The following is a 22822-nucleotide window of genomic DNA, read 5'->3' as shown; positions in this document are numbered from 1 at the left end:
CGCCGATGAAGAAGTACTGGGCATCCTTGGCCGCCGCGCTGACGGCCACCCTCGGCATGGGCGCCGCGTGGCCCGTCGCGGCCACCGCTGCCGAGGCGCCGCCCTCCGCCCCGCGAGCCGCCGCCGCGGCCACGCCCCTGCGGGTGATGCCGTTGGGTGACTCGATCACCTGGGGCGTCGGCAGCCCGTCCGGGAACAGCTACCGCAGCTTTCTCGGGAACAAGCTGACGGCCGAGGGGCACACCGTGGACTTCGTCGGCTCGGGGCGCAACGGCACCATGTCCGACCCGGACAACGAAGGCCACTCCGGCTGGCGGATCGACCAGATCGCCGGCATCGCGGACTCCGTGCTGGCGCGCTACCGGCCGAACGTGGTCACCCTGGAGATCGGCACCAACGACCTGAACGGCAACTACCAGATCCCCACCGCCGCCGACCGGCTCCACGCGCTCATCGACCAGATCACCAGGGCCGTACCCGATGTGACCGTCCTCGTCGGCACCGTGATCATCTCCACCAGCGGCACCGAGGAGGCCAACCGGCCCGCGTTCAACGCCAAGTTGCCCGGGATCGTCCAGGCCGAGCAGGCCGCCGGCAAGCACGTACGCCTGGTGGACATGAGCGCCCTGACCGCCGCCGACCTGTCCGACTCCCTGCACCCCAACGACAACGGCTTCAGCAAGATGGCGGACGCCTTCGACGCGGGGATCCAGGCGGCGGACGCGGCGGGCTGGATCAAGCCGCCGGATTCCACGGCCGGGCAGGTGCGTTCCGGGATCGCGGGGAAGTGCCTGGGGGTGAGCGGCGGCAACAGCGCCAACGGGACCGCCGCCGAGATCCGGTCCTGCGACGGCTCCGCCGCGCAGACGTGGTCCGCGCACTCCGACGGCACCCTGCGGGCGCTCGGGAAGTGCCTCGACGCCACCGGCCGCGGTACCGCCAACGGCACCAAGATCGCCATCTGGGACTGCAACGGCGGAACCAACCAGCAATGGCAGACGTACAACGGCGGCTACCGCAACCCCGTCTCCGGCCGCTGCCTCGACGACCCCAACGCGTCCACCGCCGACGGTACACAGCTGGTCCTGTGGGACTGCAACGGCGGAACGAACCAGCAGTGGACCGCTCTGCCGGTCTCCTGAGCGCGTGACCCCGATCCACCGAGGCCCCGGTCCCGTGGCCGGTGCCCACTCCTCTTCCACCCCCGCACAAGGAGGTTGATCCTTGATGTCCTGGATCGACAAGGACCCCCTGCTCCGCAGGGCGCTGGCCTCGGCCACCGGCCTGCTGGCCGGCACGGCACTGGCCCTGGCCGGCCCGGTCGGCCTGGCCGCGCACGCTGCTTCCAGCACGCTGGGTGCGGCCGCGGCCGACAGCGGCCGCTATTTCGGTACGGCCGTGGCCGCCGGAAAGCTTGGCGACTCGACGTATGCCACGATCCTCGACCGGGAATTCAACATGATCACCCCGGAGAACGAGATGAAGTGGGACACCACCGAACCGTCCCGCGGCACCTTCAACTTCGGCCCGGCCGACCAGATCGTCAACCACGCCGCCGCACACGGGCAACGGATGCGCGGCCACACCCTGGTGTGGCACGGGCAGCTGCCCGGCTGGGTCAGCTCCATCGGTGACGCGAACACTCTGCGCAGCGTGATGAACAACCACATCACCACCGAGATGAACCACTTCAAGGGCAAGATCTACGCCTGGGACGTGGTCAACGAGGCGTTCGCCGACGGCGGCAGCGGTCAGCACCGCAGCTCGGTCTTCCAGAACGTGCTCGGCAACGGCTTCATCGAGGAGGCGTTCCGCACCGCCCGGGCCGCCGATCCCTCGGCCAAGCTCTGCTACAACGACTACAACATCGAGAACTGGAGCGACGCCAAGACACAGGGCGTCTACAACATGGTCAGGGACTTCAAGGCGCGCGGAGTGCCCATCGACTGTGTCGGCTTCCAGAGCCACTTCGGCTCCGGTGGCCCGCCGTCCAGCTACCAGACGACCCTGTCGAGCTTCGCCGCCCTGGGCGTGGACGTCCAGATCACCGAACTCGACATCGCGCAGGCGTCGGCGACCGCGTACGGGAACACGGTACGGGCCTGCATGACCGTCGCGCGCTGCACCGGCATCACGGTGTGGGGGATCAGGGACAGCGACTCGTGGCGGACGGGGGAGAACCCGCTGCTGTTCGACGGTAACGGCAACAGGAAGCCGGCCTACGACGCGTCCCTCTCCGCGCTCGGCGGAGGGACGGGGAACCCTGGCGGAGGCATCGTCTCGGGACAGGTGTACTCGCTGACCGACGTCGCCGCGGGCCGGGTGCTGGACGTGCCGAGCGGCCAGACGGCGAACGGCACGCTCCTGCAGGTCTGGGACGCCAACGGCACTGCCGCGAACCAGCAGTGGCGGGCGAGCCAGAACAGCGACGGCTCCTACACGTTGACGAACGTCGCCAGCGGCCGGGTGCTGGACGAGCCGGGCGGCCAGACGGGCAACGGCACCCGGATGGAGATCTGGGACTCCAACGGCGGTGCGAACCAGCACTGGCGGGCGAGCGGGAACGGTGACGGTTCGTACACCTTGGTCAACGTCGCTTCCGGCCGGGCGCTGGAGATCCCCAGCGGGCAGACCGGCAACGGAGCGCCGGTCCAGATCTGGGACTCCAACGGCGGCTCCAACCAGCACTGGAACTTCAGGTGAGGTGACCCGGCGCGCAGCGCGTGCTCCTGCCCCGGCACCCTTCGAGGTGACGGAGAGTGCACCCGCGTCCGGCATGGCGGCTCCCGCCGGACGCGGGCTCCGGCATGCCCTCAGAGCGTTCTGACCAGACGTCACACATGGGATGGATCAGAGTGCGATTGAGAGTTCCGAGTGTATTGACTCGACAGCAGACCTGTGGAATCACTAGGACATGGGATGTATGAGTGGTTCCCGTGAGTGCTTTCGAGCGCCCACACCGCCACGAGGCGTCCGGATCCCGCGGCCATGCCGGTGGCGGCGACGGTCGGCGCACATCCCGTTCGGTCAGGCACAGCACTCTCTGTCAACTTCCCCCACATCCGCGAGGAACAGAATGCGGCCCTCACCCCCTTCCCGTCGGAGCCCCACGGCTCGCAGACGACGTTTACCGGCGTTCGCCGCCACAGGCGTGATGGCGCTGCTGGCCATGATGCTGGCGACTTCCCAGACGTGGTCAGCGCCGGAACCCACCACGGCATCGGCCCCGGCGCCCTTGGTGAGTCCGGCGTCGGGCCGGTGTCTGGACGTCAAGGGCAACGTCGACACGCCGGGAACGGCGCTGGACATCCAGGACTGCGACAACCAGCCGAACCAGGCGTTCGAGTTCACCTCGGCGGGCGAGCTGAGGACGATGAACGGCACCCGGTGCGTGGACGCCTACGACAACCGGACCGCGCCGGGAACCCCGGTGATCATCTGGTCGTGCAACGGGCAGTCGAACCAGGCGTGGCGGCAGAACGCCGACGGGACCGTCACCGGTGTCCAGTCCGGCCTGTGCCTGGACGTCAACGGGGCGGGCACGGCCAACGGCACCGCGGTCATCCTGTGGACCTGCAACGGTCAGAGCAACCAGAAGTGGACCACGTCGACACCTCCGCCCGCGCCCGGCGGGACGGGCCCGTGCGACCTCTACTCCGCGGGCGGTACCCCGTGCGTGGCCGCGCACAGCACCGTACGGGCGCTCTACGGGTCGTACAGCGGCAGCCTGTACCAGGTCAGGCGCGCCTCGGACAACGCGACCAGGAACATCGGGGTGCGGGCGGCCGGGGGTTTCGCCGACGCGGCGTCTCAGGACTCGTTCTGCGGGGGCACCACCTGTGTGATCACGGTCGTCTACGACCAGTCCGGACGCGGCAACGACCTGTGGTACCAGGGATCGGCGCAGGTTCCGGGATCGAGTCAGAGCAGTCCCGCCAAGGCGACGTCCGAGTCGCTGACCGCCGGGGGCACCAAGGCGTACTCGCTGTACATAAATCCCGGGAACAGCTACTGGCGAGACGGTCATCTGACGGGAGTGCCGACCGGCAGCGCGCCCGAGGGGGCGTACATGGTGACCAGCGGTACCCACGTCAACAGCGGCTGCTGCTTCGACTACGGAAACAGCGAGACGACGCGGGCGGCCGACGCGGCCGGGGCGATGGACGCGATCAACTTCGGCACCGAGTGCTGGTTCGGCGGCTGCTCGGGAAGTGGTCCCTGGGTTCAGGCCGATCTCGAATGGGGCCTGTACTCCGGGGGCAGCCAGTCGTGGAACACCGGTCAGCGGGCCTTTCCCGTCAAGTTCGTCACCGCGATGCTGAAGAACAACGGGACGTCGAGGTTCGCCCTCAAGGGCGGCAACGCGCAGTCCGGCAGCCTGACCACTCTGTGGGACGGCGCGCTGCCCGGCGGATACAGCCCGATGAAGAAGCAGGGCGCCATCGTCCTGGGCAGCGGCGGTGACTGCTGCAAGCCCGGTGGGGGTGCCAACCTGAGCGCCGGCACCTTCTACGAGGGGGCCATCGTCGCCGGCTACCCCTCCGACGCGACCGACAACGCGGTCCAGGCCAACGTCATCGCGGCCGGATACCGCTGAGACCTTCTGCCCGGCGCGGGAGGTGGCCCTCCGGCACACCCGGAGGGCCACTGCGCCGCGTGCCCCTGATCGATCGCCAGGAGTGTATGTCATGCACATGATCACTGCGAGAGTCGGACACCTCTTGCCGCGGTTCCCCCGACCGTCCCCGCGCCGACTGCTGGCGTTCGCCTTCTCGGTCGCGCTGCTCTGCGCGGGCGTCCCGATCATCTCCCTCGGTACGGCGCAGCCCGCCGCCGCGCTGGGCAACGGGCTGGCACTGACCCCGCAGATGGGCTTCAACGACTGGAACGCCTACGGCTGCAACGTCTCGGAATCGCTGATCAAGTCCACCGCGCAGGCGATGCACACCAACGGCATGCAGGCGGCGGGCTACTCCTACGTCAACATCGACGACTGCTGGATGACCCACGACCGCGATTCCGGCGGCCACCTCGTGCCGGACCCGGCCAAGTTCCCCGACGGCATCAAGGGCACCGCCGACTACGTGCACTCGCTGGGTCTGAAGCTGGGGATCTACGAGGACGCGGGCACCGCCACCTGCGCCGGGTATCCGGGCAGCCTGGGCCACGAGAGCACGGACGCCCAGTCGTTCGCGTCGTGGGGCGTGGACTACCTGAAGTACGACAACTGCAACAACAACGGGGTGTCCGCGCACAGCCGCTACACCGCGATGCGGGACGCCCTGGCGGCCACCAGCCGGCCGATCCTGTACAGCCTGTGCAACTGGGGCCAGGACAACGTGTGGACCTGGGGCGCGGACGTGGGCAACAGCTGGCGCACCACCGGTGACATCAGCGCCAACTTCTCCAGCATGCTGTCCATCTTCCACAGCAACGTGGGACTGGCCTCCTACGCGGGCCCCGGCCACTGGAACGACCCGGACATGCTGGAGGTCGGCAACGGCTCGATGACGGCCACCGAGAGCCGCAGCGAGTTCAGCCTGTGGGCGGAGATGGCCGCGCCGCTGATCGCGGGCACCAACATCCCCTCGGCCAGCACGGAGACCCTGTCCACGCTGACCAACTCCCGGGTGATCGCGGTCGACCAGGACCCCCTCGGCAAGCAGGGCACCATGGTCTCCTCCTCGGGCGGCCGGGACGTACTGGCCAAGCCCTTGGCCAACGGAGACGTGTCGGTGGCCCTGTTCAACGAGACGGGCTCGACAGCGACCATCTCGACCACCGCGGCCGCGATCGGCAAGACCGGGGCGTCCACCTACACCCTGACCGACCTGTGGTCGGGCGCGTCCTCCATCACCTCGGGCACGATCAGCGCCTCGGTACCGGCGCACGGCACGGTGATGTACCGGGTCGCGGGCGGCACCAGCGGCGGCGGTACCAGCGTGACCGGCGCGGTGCACGCGGTGGGTGCGGGCAAGTGCCTGGACGTACCCGGCTCGACCACGACCGCCGGCACCCAGGTGGAGATCTGGAGCTGCAACGGCGGCGCCAACCAGACCTGGACGCACTCCGCGTCCAACCAGTTCACCGTCTACTCCGGCAGCAGCCAGATGTGCCTGGACGCCTACAACAACCAGACCACGCCCGGCACGAAGGTGGAGATCTGGTCGTGCAACGGCCAGAGCAATCAGCAGTGGACGCTGAACACCGACGGCACGATCACCGGCGTCCAGTCGGGCCTGTGCCTGGACGTCGCCGGAGGGGCCACCGCCGACGGCGCCCTCGCCGAGCTGCGGACCTGCAACGGCGCCAGCAGCCAGCGGTGGACGTTGGGATGACCGCGCATTCGAACCCAGGAGGAGGCATCCATGCTAGAACCAGCCGCTGATGGCCCACGCAGGCGAGGGAAAGCCGTGCTCCTTGTCGCCCTGGCGATGGTGGTGGCCGTGTTCGGCGCACCGGCGTCCGCCACCTCCCAGCGGGCCGACCCGGCGACTCAGCGCGTGGCGGACGTGTCGCTCCCGTGCGACCTCTACGCCGCGGGCGGTACGCCGTGCGTGACGGCACACGCCACGACCAGGGCGCTCTTCGCCTCGTACAACGGGCCGCTCTACCAGATCCAGCGGGCCTCCGACCACAGCTACCGCGACATCGGGCTGCTCAGTGCCGGCGGATACGCGGACGCCGCGTCCCAGGTGTCGTTCTGCGCGGGCACGTCCTGCACGATCACGAAGATCTACGACCAGACCGCCCAGCACAACGACATGCCGATCTCCTGGGGCGGCTACTGGAAGGGGCCGGGGCCCAACGGGTCCGATGTCGGCGCGGACGCCATGGCCCTGCCGGTGACCGCGGCCGGCCACCAGGTCTTCGGCGTCAAGGTCACCCCCGGCGTCGGCTACCGGCTCGACCACGCGAAGGGCGTGCCCACCGGGGCCCAGCCCGAAGGCATCTACATGGTGACCTCGTCGAACTACACGAGCCAGTGGTGCTGCTTCGACTACGGCAGCGGTGAGAACTCGCACACCGACACCGGCAACGCCACCATGAACGCCATCTACTGGGGCACCGCCTGCTGGTTCGGCGGCTGCACCGGCACCGGCCCGTGGGTCGAGGCCGACCTGGAGAACGGCATGTTCCACACCAACACCGGCTCCAACAAGGACCCGAACAACCCGGGCGTGCACTACCCGTTCGTCAGCGCCTGGCTGAAGAACAACGGCACCACCAACTTCACGCTCAAATACGGCAACGGCGCGAGCGGCGGCCTGACCACCACCTTCTCCGGCCCTCTGCCCAACGGTTACTCGCCGATGAAGGTCGACAGCTCGGTCCTGCTCGGCACCGGGGGAGACAACAGCCCCAACGGCGTGGGCGAGTTCTTCGAGGGCGCGATGACGGCGGGCTACCCCTCCGACGCCACTGAGAACGCCGTACAGGCAAGCATCACCGCGGCCGGCTACGGCTCGGGAGGCGGTGGCGGTACGTCGACCGCGCTGCACGCGCTGGGCGCGGGCAAGTGCCTTGAGGTGCCGGGCGCGTCCACGACGCCGGGTACGCAGACGCAGATCCGGGACTGCACCGGAGCGGCGAACCAGACCTGGTCCACGACCGACTCCCGGCAGCTCGCCGTGTACTCCGGCGGAAGCCGACTGTGCCTGGACGCCTCCGGCCAGGGCACCACCCCCGGCACCAAGGTCATCACCTGGACCTGCAACAACCAGGCCAACCAGCAGTGGAACGTCAACGCCAACGGCACCGTCACGAGCGCCCAGTCCGGCCTGTGCCTGGACGTGACCGGCGCCGGCACCGCCAACGGCACCCCGGCCGAACTGTGGACCTGCAACGGCGGATCCAACCAGCAGTGGTCACTGAGCTGACCCCCTGAGGCGTGACGTAGGAGGACTGAATGAGGACGAGAGCAAGATCCGGCCGTCTGCTACTGGCCATCGGCATCGTCCTGGCGTTCGTGCTGCAACTGCCGGCGACGACCGAGAGCCGGGCCGCCTCGGGCGAGGCGCTGAGCGTCAACCTCGCCTCGACGCGAGGCCCGTCGACAGGAGTGGGGGAGGGCTTCCTCTACGGCTTCACCCAGGACGGCAGCCAGCCGGCCGACCAGTTCATCAAGCCGCTCGGGATCAACGCGTTCCGCGGCGGCGGATGGTTCTCCGGCGGCTGGATCAAGGACAACTACCAGTACGGCACGGCCACTCGGGCCGACATCGACTCGATCGTCGCGCAGGCGAAACGGCTCACCCAGCCGCCGTATCACGCGCAGTACCAGGTACTGGTCAGCGACATCTACGGCGCCAACGGCGGGCAGCCGTCCAACACGAGGTATCCGTGTGACAACGGCGACTGCTCCAACTGGATCGCCTTCATCGACTCCACGGTGGGAGCACTCCAGGCCACGGGACTGACGTTCGCCTACGACATCTGGAACGAGCCGGACATCTCCGTCTTCTGGACCCGGGGTGTCAACAGCGCCCAGTACTTCCAGATGTGGGACACCGCCTACCGGGAGATCCGGCGTCTCGCCCCCTCGGCGCAGATCGTCGGGCCGTCGCTCGCCTTCACCCCGCAGGGCAACCCGGGGGAGTGGCGGACCTGGCTGGCGCACGTGAAGGCGGCCGGGACGGTACCGGACATGATCACCAACCACGACGAGGGCGACGTCGACGACCCGGTCACCGTCTCCCAGTCCCTCAACAGCGCCCTGACCACGGCGGGCATCGCCCCGCTGCCGCTGTCCGCGAACGAGTACCAGCCCGCCGACCGCCAGACCGCCGGAGTGACGGCCTGGTACCTGGCACGCTTCGCGCAGTCCGGGTACACCAACGCGATGCGCGGCAACTGGGTCTGCTGCGTCACCCCCAACCTGACGGGAGTCCTCACCCAGAGCGGAGGCACCTGGCAGCCCACGGGCAACTGGTGGGCGCTGCGCGACTACGCCGACATGACCGGCACCCTCGTCGACACCTCCGGCCAGGTCGGCTCGACCGCGATCTCGGCCTCCGAGGACGCCACCAACAAGCGCGCGGTGGCGATCATCGGCGACGCCAACGGCAACTCCGGTACCGCGTCCGTGACCTTCAACGGGCTGTCGTCCGTGCCCTGGCTGACGAACGCCGGCAGCGTGCACGTCACCGTGCACCGCATCCCGGACCAGGCACCGCTCGGCGCGCCCCTGACCGTCTACGACCAGAACCTGAGCGCCTCGGGCGGCTCGATCACCGTGCCCCTGAGGTTCCAGGCCGCACACGACGCGTTCGCCGTCTATCTCACCCCGGCCTCCTCCGGCGGCGAGACCTTCCCGACCGGCTCCCACCAACTCGTCGTCGCCAACAACAACTTGTGCCTGGACGTGTACGGCAACTCGACCAGCGCGGGCGCCGCGATCGACCAATGGACCTGCAACGGGCAGAGCAACCAGCAGTTCCAGTTCGTGCCGGCCTCGGGCGGCTACGGCGAGCTGCGCGCCCAGAGCTCCGGTCAGGACGTGGCGGTCGCCAACAGCTCCACGACGGCGGGCACCCCGAACATCGTCCAGCAGCCCCCCAGCACCACGGCCAACAGCCTGTGGCTGCCCGTGCGCCAGTCCGACGGCTCCTACGCCTTCCAGAACCGCAACAGCGGTCTGTGCCTGGACGTCTACGGCGCCGGCAGCACCGCCGGGCAGCAACTCGACCAGTGGCAGTGCAAGAACGCGCCGGGCACCAACCAGGACTTCTTCGTCCGCTGAACCGTCCGCCGACCACACCGGCCGTGGACACCTCACACCTGCGAAAGGAACCCACCGTGTCAGCATTCGTACGGCTGTTACGGCGCCTGCGTGTCCCCACGGCCGTGCTCGCGGGCCTCGTCCTGGCCGCCGGCGGCGTCGTGGGCACAGCCGCCGCCCCGGCCCGGGCAGCCACCTCCATCACCCTCAACGGCACCTCCGGCGGACGGACCTTCGACGGCGTCGGCGCGATCAGCGGGGGAGGCGGCAACAGCAGACTCCTGATCGACTATCCCGAGCCCCAACGCGGCCAGGTCCTCGACTACCTCTTCCGGCCCGGCTACGGCGCCTCCCTGCAGATGCTCAAGGCCGAGATCGGCGGGGACACCAACTCGACCTCGGGAGCCGAGCCCAGCCACCAGCACACCCGCTCCGACCTGAACTGCGACCGGGGCTACGAATGGTGGCTGATGGAGCAGGCCAAGGCCCGCAACCCGAACATCAAGCTGTACGGGCTCGCCTGGGGTGCCCCGGGCTGGATCGGCAACGGGAACTTCTGGTCCACCGACATGGTCAACTACCTGGTCTCATGGCTGGGCTGTGCCAAGCAGCACGGGCTGAGCATCGACTACCTCGGCGGATGGAACGAGCGAGGCTACAACGTCTCCTGGTACCAGCAGCTGCGGAGCGCCCTCAACAGCAACGGCTACGGCAGCGTCAAGATCATCGCGGCCGACTCGGACTGGTCCGTGGCGAACGACGTCAACTCCAACCCGGCGTTCGCCTCCGCGGTGAGCGCCATCGGCACGCACTATCCCTGCGGCTACCGGTCCTCCCAGTCCACCTGCACGGTGCCGGCGGCCGCCCTGAACTCTGGCAAGCCGCTGTGGGCGAGCGAGAACGGCTCGGACGACTACAACGGGGGAGCGCAGGCCATGGCCCGCGGCATCAACCGCGGCTACATCGACGGGCGCATGACCGCGTACCTCAACTGGCCCGTGGTCGCCGCGCTCACACCCAACCTGCCGTACCCCACCATGGGCATGGCACTGGCCTCGCAGCCGTGGTCCGGTTCCTACTCGATCGGCAAGAACACCTGGGTGATGGCGCACACCAGCCAGTTCACCAGCCCGGGATGGCATTACCTGGACAACGCCAGCGGCTACATCGGCGGCAACCGCGCCAACGGAAGCTACGTGTCGCTGAAGTCCACGAACAACTCCGACTACTCCACGGTCATCGAGACCATGGACGCAGGCAGCGCGCAGACACTGAACTTCAACGTCACCGGGGGACTGTCCGCCGGAACCGTCCACGTCTGGTCCACCGACGTCAGGTCCGCCGACCCGGCCGACCACTTCGTGCACGCCGCGGACATCACCCCGTCCGGCGGCGGCTTCAGCCTGACCGTCCAGCCCGGCCACCTGTACACCCTGACCACCACGACCGGACAGGGCAAGGGCACCGCCACCGGTCCCGCCCGGGGCGCGCTGAAGCTGCCTTACAGCGACTCCTTCGACGGCTACGCCACCGGCACCGAGGCGAAGTACCTCATGGACTGGCAGGGCGCCTTCGAGGCGGTGGGCTGCGGCGGCGGCCGCAGTGGAAAGTGCGTGCGCCAGATGAGCCCGCAGAAGCCGATCACCTGGGACGCCCTGACCGATCCGCACGCCCTGCTCGGTGACGTGGGCTGGGGCAACTACACCGTCTCGTCCGACGTGCTGCTCGAACAGCCCGGATACGCCGAGTTGCTCGGCCGTGCGGGCGGGCACGACTACGACCGCACCGGAGGGCAGAACGCTTACCACCTGCGGGTGAGTGACACCGGGGCCTGGTCGATCCTGAACTCGAACACCAACGGCACCGTCTCCACCCTGGCCCGCGGCACGACCGCGGCGCTCGGCACCAACCGGTGGCACAGCCTGGCACTCACCTTCTCCGGCAGCACCATCACCGCCGTCATCGACGGTGCCACGGTCGGTTCCGTGGACGACCGCACCTGGGCCGCCGGACAGATCGGCTACGCGACCAGCCAGGGCGAGACGGCGCAGTTCGACAACCTGTCCATCACACCCGGCAGCGGCGGGAACGACGGCGGGACGGCCGGCGCGATCGTCGGGGTCGGCTCCGGCCGGTGCGTGGACGTGCCGAACCAGTCTCACACGGCCGGCACTCAGGTGGCGTTGTGGGACTGCAACGGCGGCAGCAACCAGCAGTGGACGACCACCTCCGCCGGTGAGCTGCGGGTCTACGGCAGCGACTGCCTGGACGCCGCGGGACAGGGCACCAGCCCCGGCACCAAGGTGGACATCTGGGACTGCACCGGCGGCGCAAACCAGAAGTGGACGCTCCACACCGACGGCACGATCACCGGCGACCAGTCCGGCCTGTGCCTGGACGCCACCGGCGCCGGAACGGCCAACGGCACCCTGCTGCAGCTGTGGACCTGCAACGGCAGCAGCAACCAGAAGTGGACGCGCGACTGATCCAGGTGCCCGGCCGACGACCAGCGACTGAAGGCACCACCTCCGTCAGACATCCCCGAGAGGCACCCACATGTCCTCCTCCTCCCTGCCGCTGAGCCGGCGCCGACTGCTGGCCGCGGCCGGCGCGGCGACGGCCTACGGCCTGCTGCGGTTCGCCCCCGAGGCCGCCGCGACCGACGGCCCCGCGAGCTACACCCCGAGCTGGTCCTCCGTGGACCAGCACCCCCCGGCCCCGGCCTGGTTCCAGGACGCCAAGTTCGGCATCTACTACCACTGGGGCGCCTTCAGCGTTCCCGCGTTCGGCAACGAGTGGTATCCGCGCAACATGTACATCGGCGGCTCGGCCGAGAACAACCACCACAAGGCCACCTACGGCGACCCCTCGGCATGGCCGTACAACAACTTCATCGACGGCGCCCGCGACAAGGCGGGCAACTTCGTGCAGTTCGCCCCCAAGCTCGTCTCCCAGGGCGGCAAGTGGGACCCCGACGCCTGGGCCCGGCTCTTCAAGGCGGCGGGCGCGAGATTCGCCGGCCCGGTCGCCGAGCACCACGACGGCTTCTCCATGTGGAACAGCCGCTCCAACCCGTGGAACTCGGTCCAGCACGGCCCCAAGCTGGACCTGGCGGGTCTGCACGCACAGGCCATCCGCGGACAGGGGCTGAAGTTCATGGCCTCGCTGCACCACGCCTACCACTTCAACGGCTTCTACGACCACGTGCCCTCCCAGTCGGACCAGGCGCTGCGCGTCCTGTACGGCCAGCAGGGTTCGGCGGCGGAGAACAAGCTCTGGTACGACAAACTGGTCGAGGTCATCGACGGCTACCAGCCGGACCTGGTCTGGCAGGACTTCGACCTCAACCTGGTGCAGGAGTCCTACCGGCTCCAGTTCCTCGCGCACTACTACAACCAGGCCGTCGCGTGGAACAAGGACGTCGTCGCCACCTACAAGGACGGCCTCAACAACAAGGGAGAGGTCTTCGACTTCGAGCGCGGCGGCCCGGCGGATCTGCTCACCCCCTACTGGCTCACCGACGACAGCATCTCCTCCTCCAGCTGGTGCTACACGGTGGGCATCGGCTACTACTCGACGCAGGCGCTGCTCCACTCGCTGATAGACCGGGTCAGCAAGGGCGGCAACATGCTGCTGAACATCGCCCCGATGGCCGACGGCACCATCCCCTCCGGACAGCAGTCCATCCTGCTCGCCATGGGCGACTGGCTCGGCCGCTTCGGAGAGGCCGTCTACGCCACCCGCTCCTGGACCAGTTACGGCGAGGGCCCCACCAAGATGGGCGGAGGCTCCTTCAGCGGGCCGGTGGCCGGCAAACCGCAAGACGTCCGGTTCACCCGCAGCCGGGACAACAAGGTCCTGTACGCCACAGCGCTGGGCTGGCAGGGCGGCACCATGACCGTCACGACGCTGAACTCGAACCAGATCAACCTCAGCACCCTGACCGGGGCCCAACTGCTCGGCAACACCGCAGGCACCTACATCGACCTGCCCACACCGACCCAGGACGCGGGCGGGCTGCACCTGACGATGCCCTCGTCCAACGCGCCCTTCAGCGCGCTGGCGTACACGGTCAAGCTCACCTTCTCCGGTGAGATCCCCGTCCTGGGCGCGCCGGGCGGCTCCACGACCTGGGTGAAGATCGCCAACGTGACCAGCGGACTGGTGCTCGACGGCGGGGGCAGTGTCGCCGCCGGCTCCAACCTCAAGCAGTGGAGCTACGACGGGAGCACCAACCTGCAGTGGCAGCTGATCGACCTCGGCAACGGCTACTACCGCATCGTCAACCGCACCAACGGCATGGCCGCCGACAGTTACGGCAACACCGCCAACGGCGCTCCCGCCCGCCAACAGCCGTGGAACGGCGGCAACAACCAGCAGTGGTCGCTGGTCAGCCTCGGCAACAACCGCTACCAGATCGTCAACCGGGGCACCGGAACCGCCCTCGACGGCAGCGGCAGCACCACGAGCGGCGCCACCACCGTGTTGTGGACGCCGAACTCCAGCACCAACAACGAATGGACCATCACCGCCGTCTGAACACCTGCGCTCCCCGCGCCTCCCCCTCCCACGCTCACGGAAGAAGGAATGCATGAAACGCACTTCACTCTTAATGTCCCTCGCCGCCGCGCTACTTCTCGTTCTGACAGGCGCGGGCAGCTCGTTCAGCAGCGGCCTCGGCGCGCTCGCGTCGGTCAGGGGTACCAGCGGCGTCAACGCGACGGCCGGCTGCGGCAAAGCGCCCACACTGACGAGTGGAACGCACACGATCCAGAGCGGCGGCCAGAACCGCAGTTACATCCTGCGGGTCCCCGCCGGCTACGACAACAACCACCCCTACCGGCTGGTCTTCGGCTTCCACTGGCGGGGCGGCACCGCCAACGACGTCGACTCGGGCGGAACGGACGGGTACAACTGGTCCTACTACGGCCTCAGGCGCCTGGCGGACAACGCCAACAACAGCACGATCTTCGTCGCCCCCCAGGGCAACGGCAATGGCTGGGCCAACCCCGGCGGCCAGGACGTGGCCTTCGTCGACGCCATGGTCAACCAGATCGAATCAGGGCTGTGCGTGGACACCACCCAGCTGTTCTCCGCCGGCTTCAGCTACGGCGGCGCGATGTCGTACGCCCTCGTCTGCTCCCGTGCGACGGTCTTCCGCGCGGTCGCCGTCTACTCCGGCGCGAACCTCAGCGGCTGCAACGGCGGCACCCAGCCCATCGCCTACATGGGTCTGCACGGCGGCAGGGACAACGTCCTGCCCATCTCGTCGGGACGCGAATTGCGCGACACCTTCGTCCGCAACAACGGCTGCACCCGGCAGAACCCGCCCGAGCCGGCCTACGGAAGCCTGACCCACATCATCACCACCTACTCCGGATGCAGGTCCGGATACCCCGTCGTCTGGGCCGCGTTCGACGGAGCGGGCCACGACCCGGGACCCATCGACGGCTCCACCGGTGACGGCTGGCGCACCTGGACATCGGCAGCGGTGTGGCAGTTCTTCACCCAGTTCGACTCAAGCACGCCACCGACACCGCAGCCCACCGACAACCAGGAGATCGTCGGCCAGCAGTCGGGACGCTGCGTCGACATCAACAACTCGACCACGGCCAACGGCACGCAGGCACAGCTGTGGGACTGTAACGGCGGCTCCAACCAGCGGTGGACCGTCACTACCGGAAAGCAGCTGCTTGTCTACGGCAACAAGTGCCTGGGAGTCGGCCAGGGCGCGGCCAACGGCACCCCGGCGGCGATCTGGGACTGCAGCGGGCAGCCGGACCAGCAGTGGAACATCAACCCCGACGGCACGATCACAGCAGTGCAGTCGGGGCTCTGCCTGGACGCCAGCGGCCAGGGAACAGCCAACGGGACGAAAATCCAGCTGTGGGCTTGCTCCGGCGGCGCCAACCAGCACTGGCGCCTGCAGAACTGACGGACCGGGGCCAGGTCCGACACGGTACGGGCCTGGCCCCGAGGACCTGGCATCCAGGCAGCTCAAGCGCGGACGTCGAGGCGGGGCGCCGATGCCGTCGCGAGCGGGCCGAGGCCCGTCCAGGTCAGGACATCGCGGCGTCATGGCGGGCTGCACCTGTCCGGAAGTCCGTCGGCGTCGGCTTGACAGCCGCTCCGTCCTTGTCATGGATACCGTGGCCCTGCGACGCGAACGCCTCCGCCAGATGCCCGACCGCCGGGCCGAATGTACCCCGGCATCGGGCAGGGCCACGGTCACGGCGAAGTCGCTCGTGGCCGCTGTGGCCCGAGTACGCCGAACCGCTGGCCCGGACCTCCCTCGGTACCTGCGTTACATGGAGAGGCCTTCCAACGACGGTGCCTCCCACGTCAGTTGGGGCTCCGGCCTGGGCGCTCGCTCTCCGAGGGCGGCGGGGCCAAGACAGTGAGCGTTTTCAGCGTTGCTTCTCCAGGGTGGGGACAGCCTTGGTGATGACGCTCATGCGGTGGGGGCTGATGCGGGATCTACGGAAGACATGCCAGGACTTCAGCCGTGCCGTCGCGGGTGACGATGAGCATCGTGACCGACTCGACCACGCCATGAAGGCGGCCATCGTCAAGGATGTGCTGGCCGCAATGCGGGCAGGCAGGTTCCCCCCTGTCGTCGCCCCGACGACGAACGCTTCCGTCAGGAAGACCCTCCGGGACGACACTGAGTGGCTGCTCCTGGTGGCAGACTCCTACGCCCAGCGCGGACCCCTGCGTGTCGCCGACGGCGGCCAGCCCGAGCCGGTCGGATCCTGATGGCATGAGCGACCCGACTGCAAACCCGGCCTTCCTGCGTGACCCCTACCCGACCTACGCCGCACTCCGTGCTCAGTGCCCGGTGCAGCAGGTACCGGCCGGCTCGGGCGGGCACAGCAGCTACCTCGTCACTGCGTTCGAGGAGGCTCGGGACGCCCTCGCGGACGCGCGGCTCTCGAAGGACACCGCAGGGTTCTTCGCGGGCAAGGAGTCGCGGCGACGTCTCCATCCTGCCGTCGCGCACAACATGCTGGCCACCGATCCGCCGGAGCACACCCGCCTGCGCAGGTTGGTGATGGGTTCGTTCACCACTCGGGCAGTGGAGGAGCTTCGGCCATTCATCGCCAGGACCACCGACGCCCTGCTTGACCGGTGGCCAGCCGAAGGCTCCGTCGACCTCGTCGCGAAGTTTGCGGTGCCGCTCCCCGTCATCGTGATCTGCGAGCTACTCGGTATCCCGGAGCCGGACCGTGCAGAGGTCCGGCGGTGGTCTGGCGAGCTGTTCGCCTCCGGGGCACCCGCCGTCGTCGACGCTGCCTCCCACTCCCTGGCGGACTACATGAAGGGGTTGATCGCTGAGAAGCGCTCTCAGCCGGGACAGGCATTGCTCGATCGCCTCATCTCGGCCCGCGACGGGGACGACCAGCTCTCCGGGGAGGAGTTGCTATCCCTGGGGGTGCTGCTGTTGGTCGCCGGCCACGAGACGACGACCAACTTCCTCGGGAACGCAGTCTTGGCGCTGCTCCAGCACCCCTCGGAACTTCAGCGGCTCCTTCGACACCCCGGCGAGATCGCTTCGTCGCTCGACGAACTGCTCCGGTACGACTCGCCCGTCAACATGGCGACGTTTCGGTTCACCACCGAGGCAGCCACGCTTGGCGGCGTCGAGATCCCGGCGGGCAAGCCGGTGTTGGTCTCCATCGGTGCCGCCAACCGCGACCCGGCACGCTGGCCGGAACCATCCGAGCTCGATCTCGACCGGAACGCTGCCGGTCATCTGAGCTTCGGACACGGGATCCACCGGTGCATCGGAGCCCCCTTGGCCAAGGCCGAGGCGGACATCGCTCTCCGGAAGCTGCTCAGCCGGTTCCCCGACATGCAGCTCGCGGTGCCGGTCGGGCAGCTCACCTGGCGAAGGACTCGCCTGGTTCGGGGCCTGGCAGCGCTACCGGTCTGCCCGGTTCCTCCCTACTGAGCGGTGTGCATCGTGAAGTCGCAGGTCACGGGTCTGGTCTGCATGGCGAGTTGGGTACTCGTGCCGGTCGGCGGCCGATGACCATGGCGTAGATCATCGGGTAGGTCCGGGTCCGGCGCGATGCCGGGTTCGGCTGCGCCCGCGACCGGCCCCCGCTTACGATCCGTGAGCAGGTCGGCACGCCGTGAGAACGCGGGAGGGTGCGGGGGATGCAGGAGCGGCAGTGGATCACCGCCCGCCGGAGCGAACTGGACGCCCTCGCGGAGGAGTTGGCCAAGCACCTCCAGGAGGTCCAGGCCGAGCGGGATGAACCGGCGATCGCGGAGCGGGTGTTGAACCGCCTGGCTGAGCAGGCCCGGGCCGACGCCGGGGCTGTCGCTCCGTTATCGGCGAAGGTGGCTGGACGGGCAGTCCTGCTCATCCCGCACCGCAGCGACGCGGCCGACGAGGGCGCGCTGCCCGGCGACCCTGGCTCGCCGACCTGATACGCGGCCACCTCAAGAAGGCCGGCTCGCAGTGGCGTGCCCTGCCCGCGGGGGAGATCGCCACCGTCGTGCCGGCAGTGCTGCGCTGTGACCAGCGGCCCGGCGACCTGGCCGGCGGCAACGGAGTGCACCGCACCACCGTGACGCGAGGGGTGAGGGAGGTCGTCGGCCTGCTCGCCTCGCGCGCCCCACGCCCGGACCGGGCCCTGAAGAAGATCGCCCGAATGGGTGGCGGCATCGTAGTGCTGGACGGATCGGTGATCCGTACCCGGCGCAGAATCGGGAAGGAGGACCGGAAGAACTACTCCGGCAAGAACAAATGCCACGGCCTGCTCGTGATCGCCCTCACCGACGACCGGGGCCGACTGCTGTGGATCTCGGCGGCCCGCCCCGGGCGCACCTCGGAGATCACCGCCTGCCGGCAGGACAAGCTCACCCGGAAACTGCGGGAAGCCGGGCTCGGAGCCATCGCCGACCTGGGATTCATCGGCCTCGACGACAGTGGCCCAACTTCAGCCTGCACACCTCTCACTGGGGACCGGCGTCGTGCACCTCTGGCGGCTCACGCCGGATGGGCGCACCTCGTCCGGTGCGACGGCCGCGACACCCGATACGGCGGCGCTGCAAGGGATTCCGGCCGAACTCAGCACACCTGACGCACCGTCACCGAAAGTGATGATCCGCGTGTCGAAGCAACGCGCTACCCCGCTCGCCTCTGCTCAGGCAGCAAGGGCCGGGGACCGCACCCCGCAGACACCCTCAAAACCGGAGTGAGGCCAACGTGCCGTACCCCTCCGGCGCACCAGGTCGCGATCTCCCACCCCGCCGCAGCGCAGCACCAAGGTCCCCGGGCTGACTGCCACGACGCCGCCGCACGGCGAACGGGCGCGGCTTCGGGATAGCTTGCCGCCGGGCGTTGTTCCTCAAGGCAGTGACGGTGCCGGTTCGCCGTTGTCGCCGCGGGGGCGGTTGCAACGGCGGACCGGCCTGCCGGAGCGCACGGCAACGAAACGAAGTCGCTGCTCGCCGGGCCGGGACCGGAAGGGCGGCGACTTGGGGCTGCTCTCCGGTGTGGTCGGCGCCGAGACTTCACTTCGCCGCCCCGACTCGCCGCCCATCACACCGCGTGGCACGGGCGGCGACGCACATCCCGGTGCAGGGGATCTGCAAGACGGTGCCTGTCGGCATCAAGCGCCGGTCCAGCCTCGTTCGTCCGGATCAGATCACAACGCGGAGCACCCCACACCGAAGGCCGAGTGCGGGGTGCTGCCGTGGAGAACTTCACCGCGGTGGTCGCTCGTGCTGCGTGGCGTACGAGCGACCACCGCAGAGCACCTTCCGAGCGTGGAGGGCGGCTGTGTCAGCGCAGCTCGAAGATCAGGATGACGGCGTACAGCAGGGTCGCCGGAACAAGAATCAGGACGCCCGTGACGAGCAGGTTGCGCAGGTTCGACGACCGGGCCAGGCCCATCGCTCCCACCATGTTGCCGTTGGGGAACGGACCGTATGTGTCCAGCTTCGAGGCGAACAGCAGCACGATCACCCAGGCATTGACGCTCACGCCGATGCTGGTCGCGAGGTCACCGAAGACCTTGTCGAGAAGGACCACGTGTGCGGCTGCCGCTCCAGGAGCGCCGAGCCAGCCCAGCAGGGCAATCACTGCCACGAATGCCAGGGGGGACATCGAGCCGAGGTCGTCGTTGAACATCGTGCGCAGCTCGTCGAACGGCTTCAAGTGGTCGATGGCGATGAAGAAGACGGCCATCAGCCAGAACAGGAAGAACATCCTGAGCTGCGTAGAGGCTCCCCGAATCACGTGCTGCACTGTCGCAAGGACCGGCAGGCCGCCGGCGACACCGGTGACGGCAGCGATCACCGGCAGGGCGAGCAACGGAAACGATGTACCGGCGCCGGCAGCGATGGCGTAACCGACGCAGACAGCCAGGGTGACAGCGAAGGCGACGGTCGCGCGGGTGCGCCGAATACCGGGGGTCGGCTCGTCGGTCTCGGCGACCTCCGAGCCGTCATATTCATCACCGGTGTTCTGGGTACGCCGTTGCACCCACGGGATGACGATCATGCCGCCGATGACAGAGAGCACGGCCAGCGGGGCGGCACCGTAGAGCAGGTACTGCGGGTAGCTGACGCCCGCTGAGGTCATGATCGCCACGTTGGTTCCCGCGAAGGGGGCAACGGCCAGGCCCGCGGAGCCGCCCAGAAACATCATTGCTGCTGTTGCGGAACGCGTGAAGCCGAGACGGGCGGCCACCGGGAGCAGCAGCGGGGCCGCCACGGCCAGCGCTCCCGCCAGAGTGCCCAGCGCGGCGACCAGGACAAGGCAGACCAGCATGATGCCGAGGATGGTGCGTTTGGGACTCTTGTCGCCGGTCACCCGCAGCATGGACTTGACGATGGTGTTGGCGGTACCGGTGATGCGGAGAATCTCACCCGTGCCGGCGCCGAGCATGATGATCACGCCGATCATCGTCACGGTTTCTCCGAGCGAAGCGCCGAACATGTCCCCGATGGCGCTGGGAGCCGGCAGGAGCATGAGCAGCACGCTCATAACCGACACGGCTGTCGCGATGAGGATGTCCATCCCCAGCAGGGTGAGCAGTGAGAAGAAGACGACTGGCAGCAGGCCCCACAGCGTCGGTGGCGACGTCGCGATCCCTGCGATCAGGGAGGCAACCAGGCCGACAGCGGTTGTCGCAGGGACAAGGCGGCGCCCTTCGGGCTCTGACCGGTCTTTCGGGCTGAGCGCCATCTCGGACTCCTTGGTGGGGGACGTCGCTACAGCGGTCGTGGGACCGGTCCGCGGACAGTCGTGCAAGTCGCTCATGGCGTGCCTCCGGTGTCGGTTGGATGAGTGGCTTTCGAGCGGCGGCACGGACGGTCCCTGCCGGGACATCGGTGCCAGGTGTGCGGGCCCGCGAGGGGCGCGTCGGTCGGTTGCTGAGGGGCAGTGCTGCGTGGGCGAGGCCTGCGGGAGACCGGCAGTACGTGGGCGAGCTGCCTACTTCTCAGAGATCGGCCACTTGGGAAGCCTCGCCTTTTGATACGTCAGATCGCTCCACCGGGGAGTCGCCGAACCAGGCGCACCGACATACAAGACGTGGGGCGAGAGCTGCGAGAACGACTTGTAGAAGTGATGGGCGGACTTGACGACCACTACGGCCTTGTCATCGAGGGTGCACCCCAGTCCGGTGAACAGATCGATGTTCAGGGCCTGTGCCCGCTCGGATGTGAGTACGCACTCGATACCGTTGGCTTCCACCAGGGCGGCGTCCCCGACCGACAGAGGCTCTCCTGTTTGATTGGTCTCCGTGTGCTTGCGGCGCAGCGCCTTCACCCGGAAGACCTCGTCGACGGGGCTTCCTGACATGGGGCTGGTCTTGCCGCCGACGCGCATCGGCAATCGCCCGCCCACGCCGGCTGCGAAGGCGGTCCGCACCGCCACCGGGTCCCACAGTGGTCCGAGGGCCACATTGGTGATTTCTCGTTCGATCAGCCGCTGCAGGATGAAGGTAGAGTCTCCGGCTGCGCCGCTTCCAGGGTTGTCGGAGCGGTCAGCGAGGATGACGGGCCCGGGGCGCTGACTCAGCGCGGCGTCGAGAGCTTCATCGACCATCAGGTACCGGACAAGGAACTCTTCCCGCAGGGAGGTCAGTTCGTCTGCCAGTTGCTGTGCCGTCTTATGAGCCGTCGGCAGGTCCGCGTCCGTGTAGACGAGGACCTTCGTTCCCATGTCCGGCACGTCTCCTGTGGCGAAGCCCTGGATGGTGGACACGGAGAGCACGCCGCCCTGTCCTTCCAGGGCCTTCATCCGGGCGACGTACGAGAGGCCCGGCTCGCGGGAGGTGTGCAGGGGGATGACCATGTCGGTGTCGATGACGGCGGGCACCGGCCGGATCTCCCCGGCGAACGTTTTTGCACACAGGTCGACGAGCTCCACGGCTCGGTCCTCGATGTCCGAGTGCGGATACTCCTTGTAAGCGATCAGGACGTCGGCGTTGGCCACCATGGCGTCACTCAGGTGTGCGTGCGGATCGAGTTCGCAACCTATCGCTGCATCCGGACCGGCCACCTCTCGTACCCGCGTGATGATGTCGCCCTCGCAGTCGTCGTAGCCGTCGGCGACCATGGCGCCGTGGAGGCCGAGGAGAACCACGTCGACGGGCAGACTGCGCCGCAGGTCCGCCAGGAGCTCGTCGCGCAGGCCCTCGTAGGCCTCGCGGGAGACCAGGCCTGCGGGATGGGTGTTGGCAAAGACCCCATCGAGGATCGTCCACCCTTCCTGGCGGGCTCGTCGTTTGGCCACCGTCATGGGGGCGGAGTACCGGGTCATGTGCTCCGGATGCGTTCCTGCGGGAAAGTAGCCCTGCTCGTGGAAGGCGTCGATCCCGGTGGGCAGCGGCGAGAAGGTGTTCGTCTCGGTGCCGATCCCGGCGGTAAAGACACGCATGGTCATCCTTTGCTCGGTCTGTGCTTGCAGTAGCGGCCGGTTCACGGAGGTACATCGGGCAGGAGCGCCCGATCCTGGACAGTCGAGTTCGGGCGTATCCAGCTGGGGCCTTGACCCTTGATCCTGGACACACGAGACACTGGATCCTGAGGATCTGAGAACGGACATCTCGTGGTCATGAAGAACTATCCGCCGCAGTT

13 protein-coding genes and 3 pseudogenes are annotated in these 22822 nt (G+C 68.5%); 13 read left to right on the top strand and 3 right to left on the bottom strand.

Features of this window, described 5'->3' with window-relative positions:
* Positions 1–5 precede the first annotated feature (5 nt).
* From ACFYRY_RS40590 to ACFYRY_RS40550, 9 genes and pseudogenes are all read left to right on the top strand, one after another.
* Positions 6–1142: a ricin-type beta-trefoil lectin domain protein gene (locus ACFYRY_RS40590; RefSeq protein ID WP_389157848.1), complete on the top strand. Its 1137-nt coding sequence runs from the start codon at positions 6–8 to the stop codon at positions 1140–1142.
* A gap of 85 nt (positions 1143–1227) precedes the next feature.
* A pseudogene (locus tag ACFYRY_RS40585) lies at positions 1228–2700 on the top strand (endo-1,4-beta-xylanase); the annotation flags it as partial.
* Between the two features lie 454 nt (positions 2701–3154).
* Positions 3155–4597, top strand: a complete 1443-nt coding sequence (locus ACFYRY_RS40580; protein ID WP_389157845.1) for an arabinofuranosidase catalytic domain-containing protein — start codon at positions 3155–3157, stop codon at positions 4595–4597.
* 97 nt (positions 4598–4694) lie between these two features.
* Positions 4695–6338 (top strand): glycoside hydrolase family 27 protein, encoded by a 1644-nt coding sequence (locus ACFYRY_RS40575; protein WP_389157945.1) that lies wholly within the window; start codon positions 4695–4697, stop codon positions 6336–6338.
* Between the two features lie 30 nt (positions 6339–6368).
* Complete coding sequence (locus tag ACFYRY_RS40570) at positions 6369–7880, top strand: arabinofuranosidase catalytic domain-containing protein (protein ID WP_389157843.1); 1512 nt, start codon at positions 6369–6371, stop codon at positions 7878–7880.
* 29 nt (positions 7881–7909) lie between these two features.
* On the top strand, positions 7910–9742 hold the full coding sequence (locus tag ACFYRY_RS40565) for an RICIN domain-containing protein (RefSeq protein ID WP_389157840.1): 1833 nt from the start codon (positions 7910–7912) through the stop codon (positions 9740–9742).
* Between the two features lie 56 nt (positions 9743–9798).
* On the top strand, positions 9799–12207 hold the full coding sequence (locus ACFYRY_RS40560) for a ricin-type beta-trefoil lectin domain protein (protein ID WP_389157838.1): 2409 nt from the start codon (positions 9799–9801) through the stop codon (positions 12205–12207).
* A gap of 70 nt (positions 12208–12277) precedes the next feature.
* Positions 12278–14260: an alpha-L-fucosidase gene (locus ACFYRY_RS40555; protein WP_389157835.1), complete on the top strand. Its 1983-nt coding sequence runs from the start codon at positions 12278–12280 to the stop codon at positions 14258–14260.
* Positions 14261–14333: 73 nt separating this feature from the next.
* A complete protein-coding gene (locus ACFYRY_RS40550; RefSeq protein WP_389157832.1) occupies positions 14334–15656 on the top strand; it encodes an RICIN domain-containing protein in 1323 nt (440 codons plus the stop codon).
* 472 nt (positions 15657–16128) lie between these two features.
* Here ACFYRY_RS40550 and ACFYRY_RS40545 read toward each other — a convergent pair.
* Positions 16129–16233 (bottom strand): annotated as a pseudogene (locus ACFYRY_RS40545) (IS5/IS1182 family transposase); the annotation flags it as partial.
* On the opposite strand from ACFYRY_RS40545, the gene ACFYRY_RS40540 reads away from it, so the two are divergent.
* From ACFYRY_RS40540 to ACFYRY_RS40525, 4 genes and pseudogenes are all read left to right on the top strand, one after another.
* Positions 16190–16477 (top strand): DUF6545 domain-containing protein, encoded by a 288-nt coding sequence (locus tag ACFYRY_RS40540; RefSeq protein WP_389157829.1) that lies wholly within the window; start codon positions 16190–16192, stop codon positions 16475–16477. The pseudogene ACFYRY_RS40545 and the gene ACFYRY_RS40540 overlap by 44 nt on opposite strands.
* Positions 16478–16481: 4 nt before the next feature.
* Positions 16482–17672, top strand: a complete 1191-nt coding sequence (locus ACFYRY_RS40535) for a cytochrome P450 (protein WP_389157826.1) — start codon at positions 16482–16484, stop codon at positions 17670–17672.
* A gap of 209 nt (positions 17673–17881) precedes the next feature.
* Positions 17882–18157 (top strand): hypothetical protein, encoded by a 276-nt coding sequence (locus tag ACFYRY_RS40530; RefSeq protein ID WP_389157824.1) that lies wholly within the window; start codon positions 17882–17884, stop codon positions 18155–18157.
* Positions 18142–18813 (top strand): annotated as a pseudogene (locus ACFYRY_RS40525) (transposase family protein); the annotation flags it as partial. The gene ACFYRY_RS40530 and the pseudogene ACFYRY_RS40525, both read left to right, overlap by 16 nt.
* Before the next feature lie 704 nt (positions 18814–19517).
* On the opposite strand, the gene ACFYRY_RS40520 reads toward ACFYRY_RS40525, so the two are convergent.
* Together ACFYRY_RS40520 and ACFYRY_RS40515 are read right to left on the bottom strand one after the other, a co-directional pair.
* Positions 19518–20924, bottom strand: a complete 1407-nt coding sequence (locus tag ACFYRY_RS40520; RefSeq protein ID WP_389157821.1) for a Na+/H+ antiporter NhaC family protein — start codon at positions 20922–20924, stop codon at positions 19518–19520.
* A 249-nt stretch (positions 20925–21173) separates the two neighbouring features.
* Positions 21174–22822: M81 family metallopeptidase (locus tag ACFYRY_RS40515; protein ID WP_389157818.1), on the bottom strand; the 1649-nt coding region annotated here is incomplete at its 5' end.

This window comes from Streptomyces sp. NPDC005263 (assembly GCF_042872365.1).
GTDB lineage: Bacteria > Actinomycetota > Actinomycetes > Streptomycetales > Streptomycetaceae > Streptomyces.
Note: the sequence above shows the minus strand (reverse complement) of the source record. Positions and strands in the feature narration are given on the sequence as shown.

Coding starts and splice junctions, on each gene's coding strand:
- ACFYRY_RS40590 (WP_389157848.1), top strand. CDS start 6: ATGAAGAAGTACTGGGCATCCTTGGCCGCCGCGCTGACGGCCACCCTC.
- ACFYRY_RS40580 (WP_389157845.1), top strand. CDS start 3,155: ATGGCGCTGCTGGCCATGATGCTGGCGACTTCCCAGACGTGGTCAGCG.
- ACFYRY_RS40520 (WP_389157821.1), bottom strand. CDS start 20,924: ATGGCGCTCAGCCCGAAAGACCGGTCAGAGCCCGAAGGGCGCCGCCTT.
- ACFYRY_RS40535 (WP_389157826.1), top strand. CDS start 16,482: ATGAGCGACCCGACTGCAAACCCGGCCTTCCTGCGTGACCCCTACCCG.
- ACFYRY_RS40555 (WP_389157835.1), top strand. CDS start 12,278: ATGTCCTCCTCCTCCCTGCCGCTGAGCCGGCGCCGACTGCTGGCCGCG.
- ACFYRY_RS40565 (WP_389157840.1), top strand. CDS start 7,910: ATGAGGACGAGAGCAAGATCCGGCCGTCTGCTACTGGCCATCGGCATC.
- ACFYRY_RS40530 (WP_389157824.1), top strand. CDS start 17,882: ATGCAGGAGCGGCAGTGGATCACCGCCCGCCGGAGCGAACTGGACGCC.
- ACFYRY_RS40550 (WP_389157832.1), top strand. CDS start 14,334: ATGTCCCTCGCCGCCGCGCTACTTCTCGTTCTGACAGGCGCGGGCAGC.
- ACFYRY_RS40570 (WP_389157843.1), top strand. CDS start 6,369: ATGCTAGAACCAGCCGCTGATGGCCCACGCAGGCGAGGGAAAGCCGTG.
- ACFYRY_RS40540 (WP_389157829.1), top strand. CDS start 16,190: ATGCGGGATCTACGGAAGACATGCCAGGACTTCAGCCGTGCCGTCGCG.
- ACFYRY_RS40575 (WP_389157945.1), top strand. CDS start 4,695: ATGATCACTGCGAGAGTCGGACACCTCTTGCCGCGGTTCCCCCGACCG.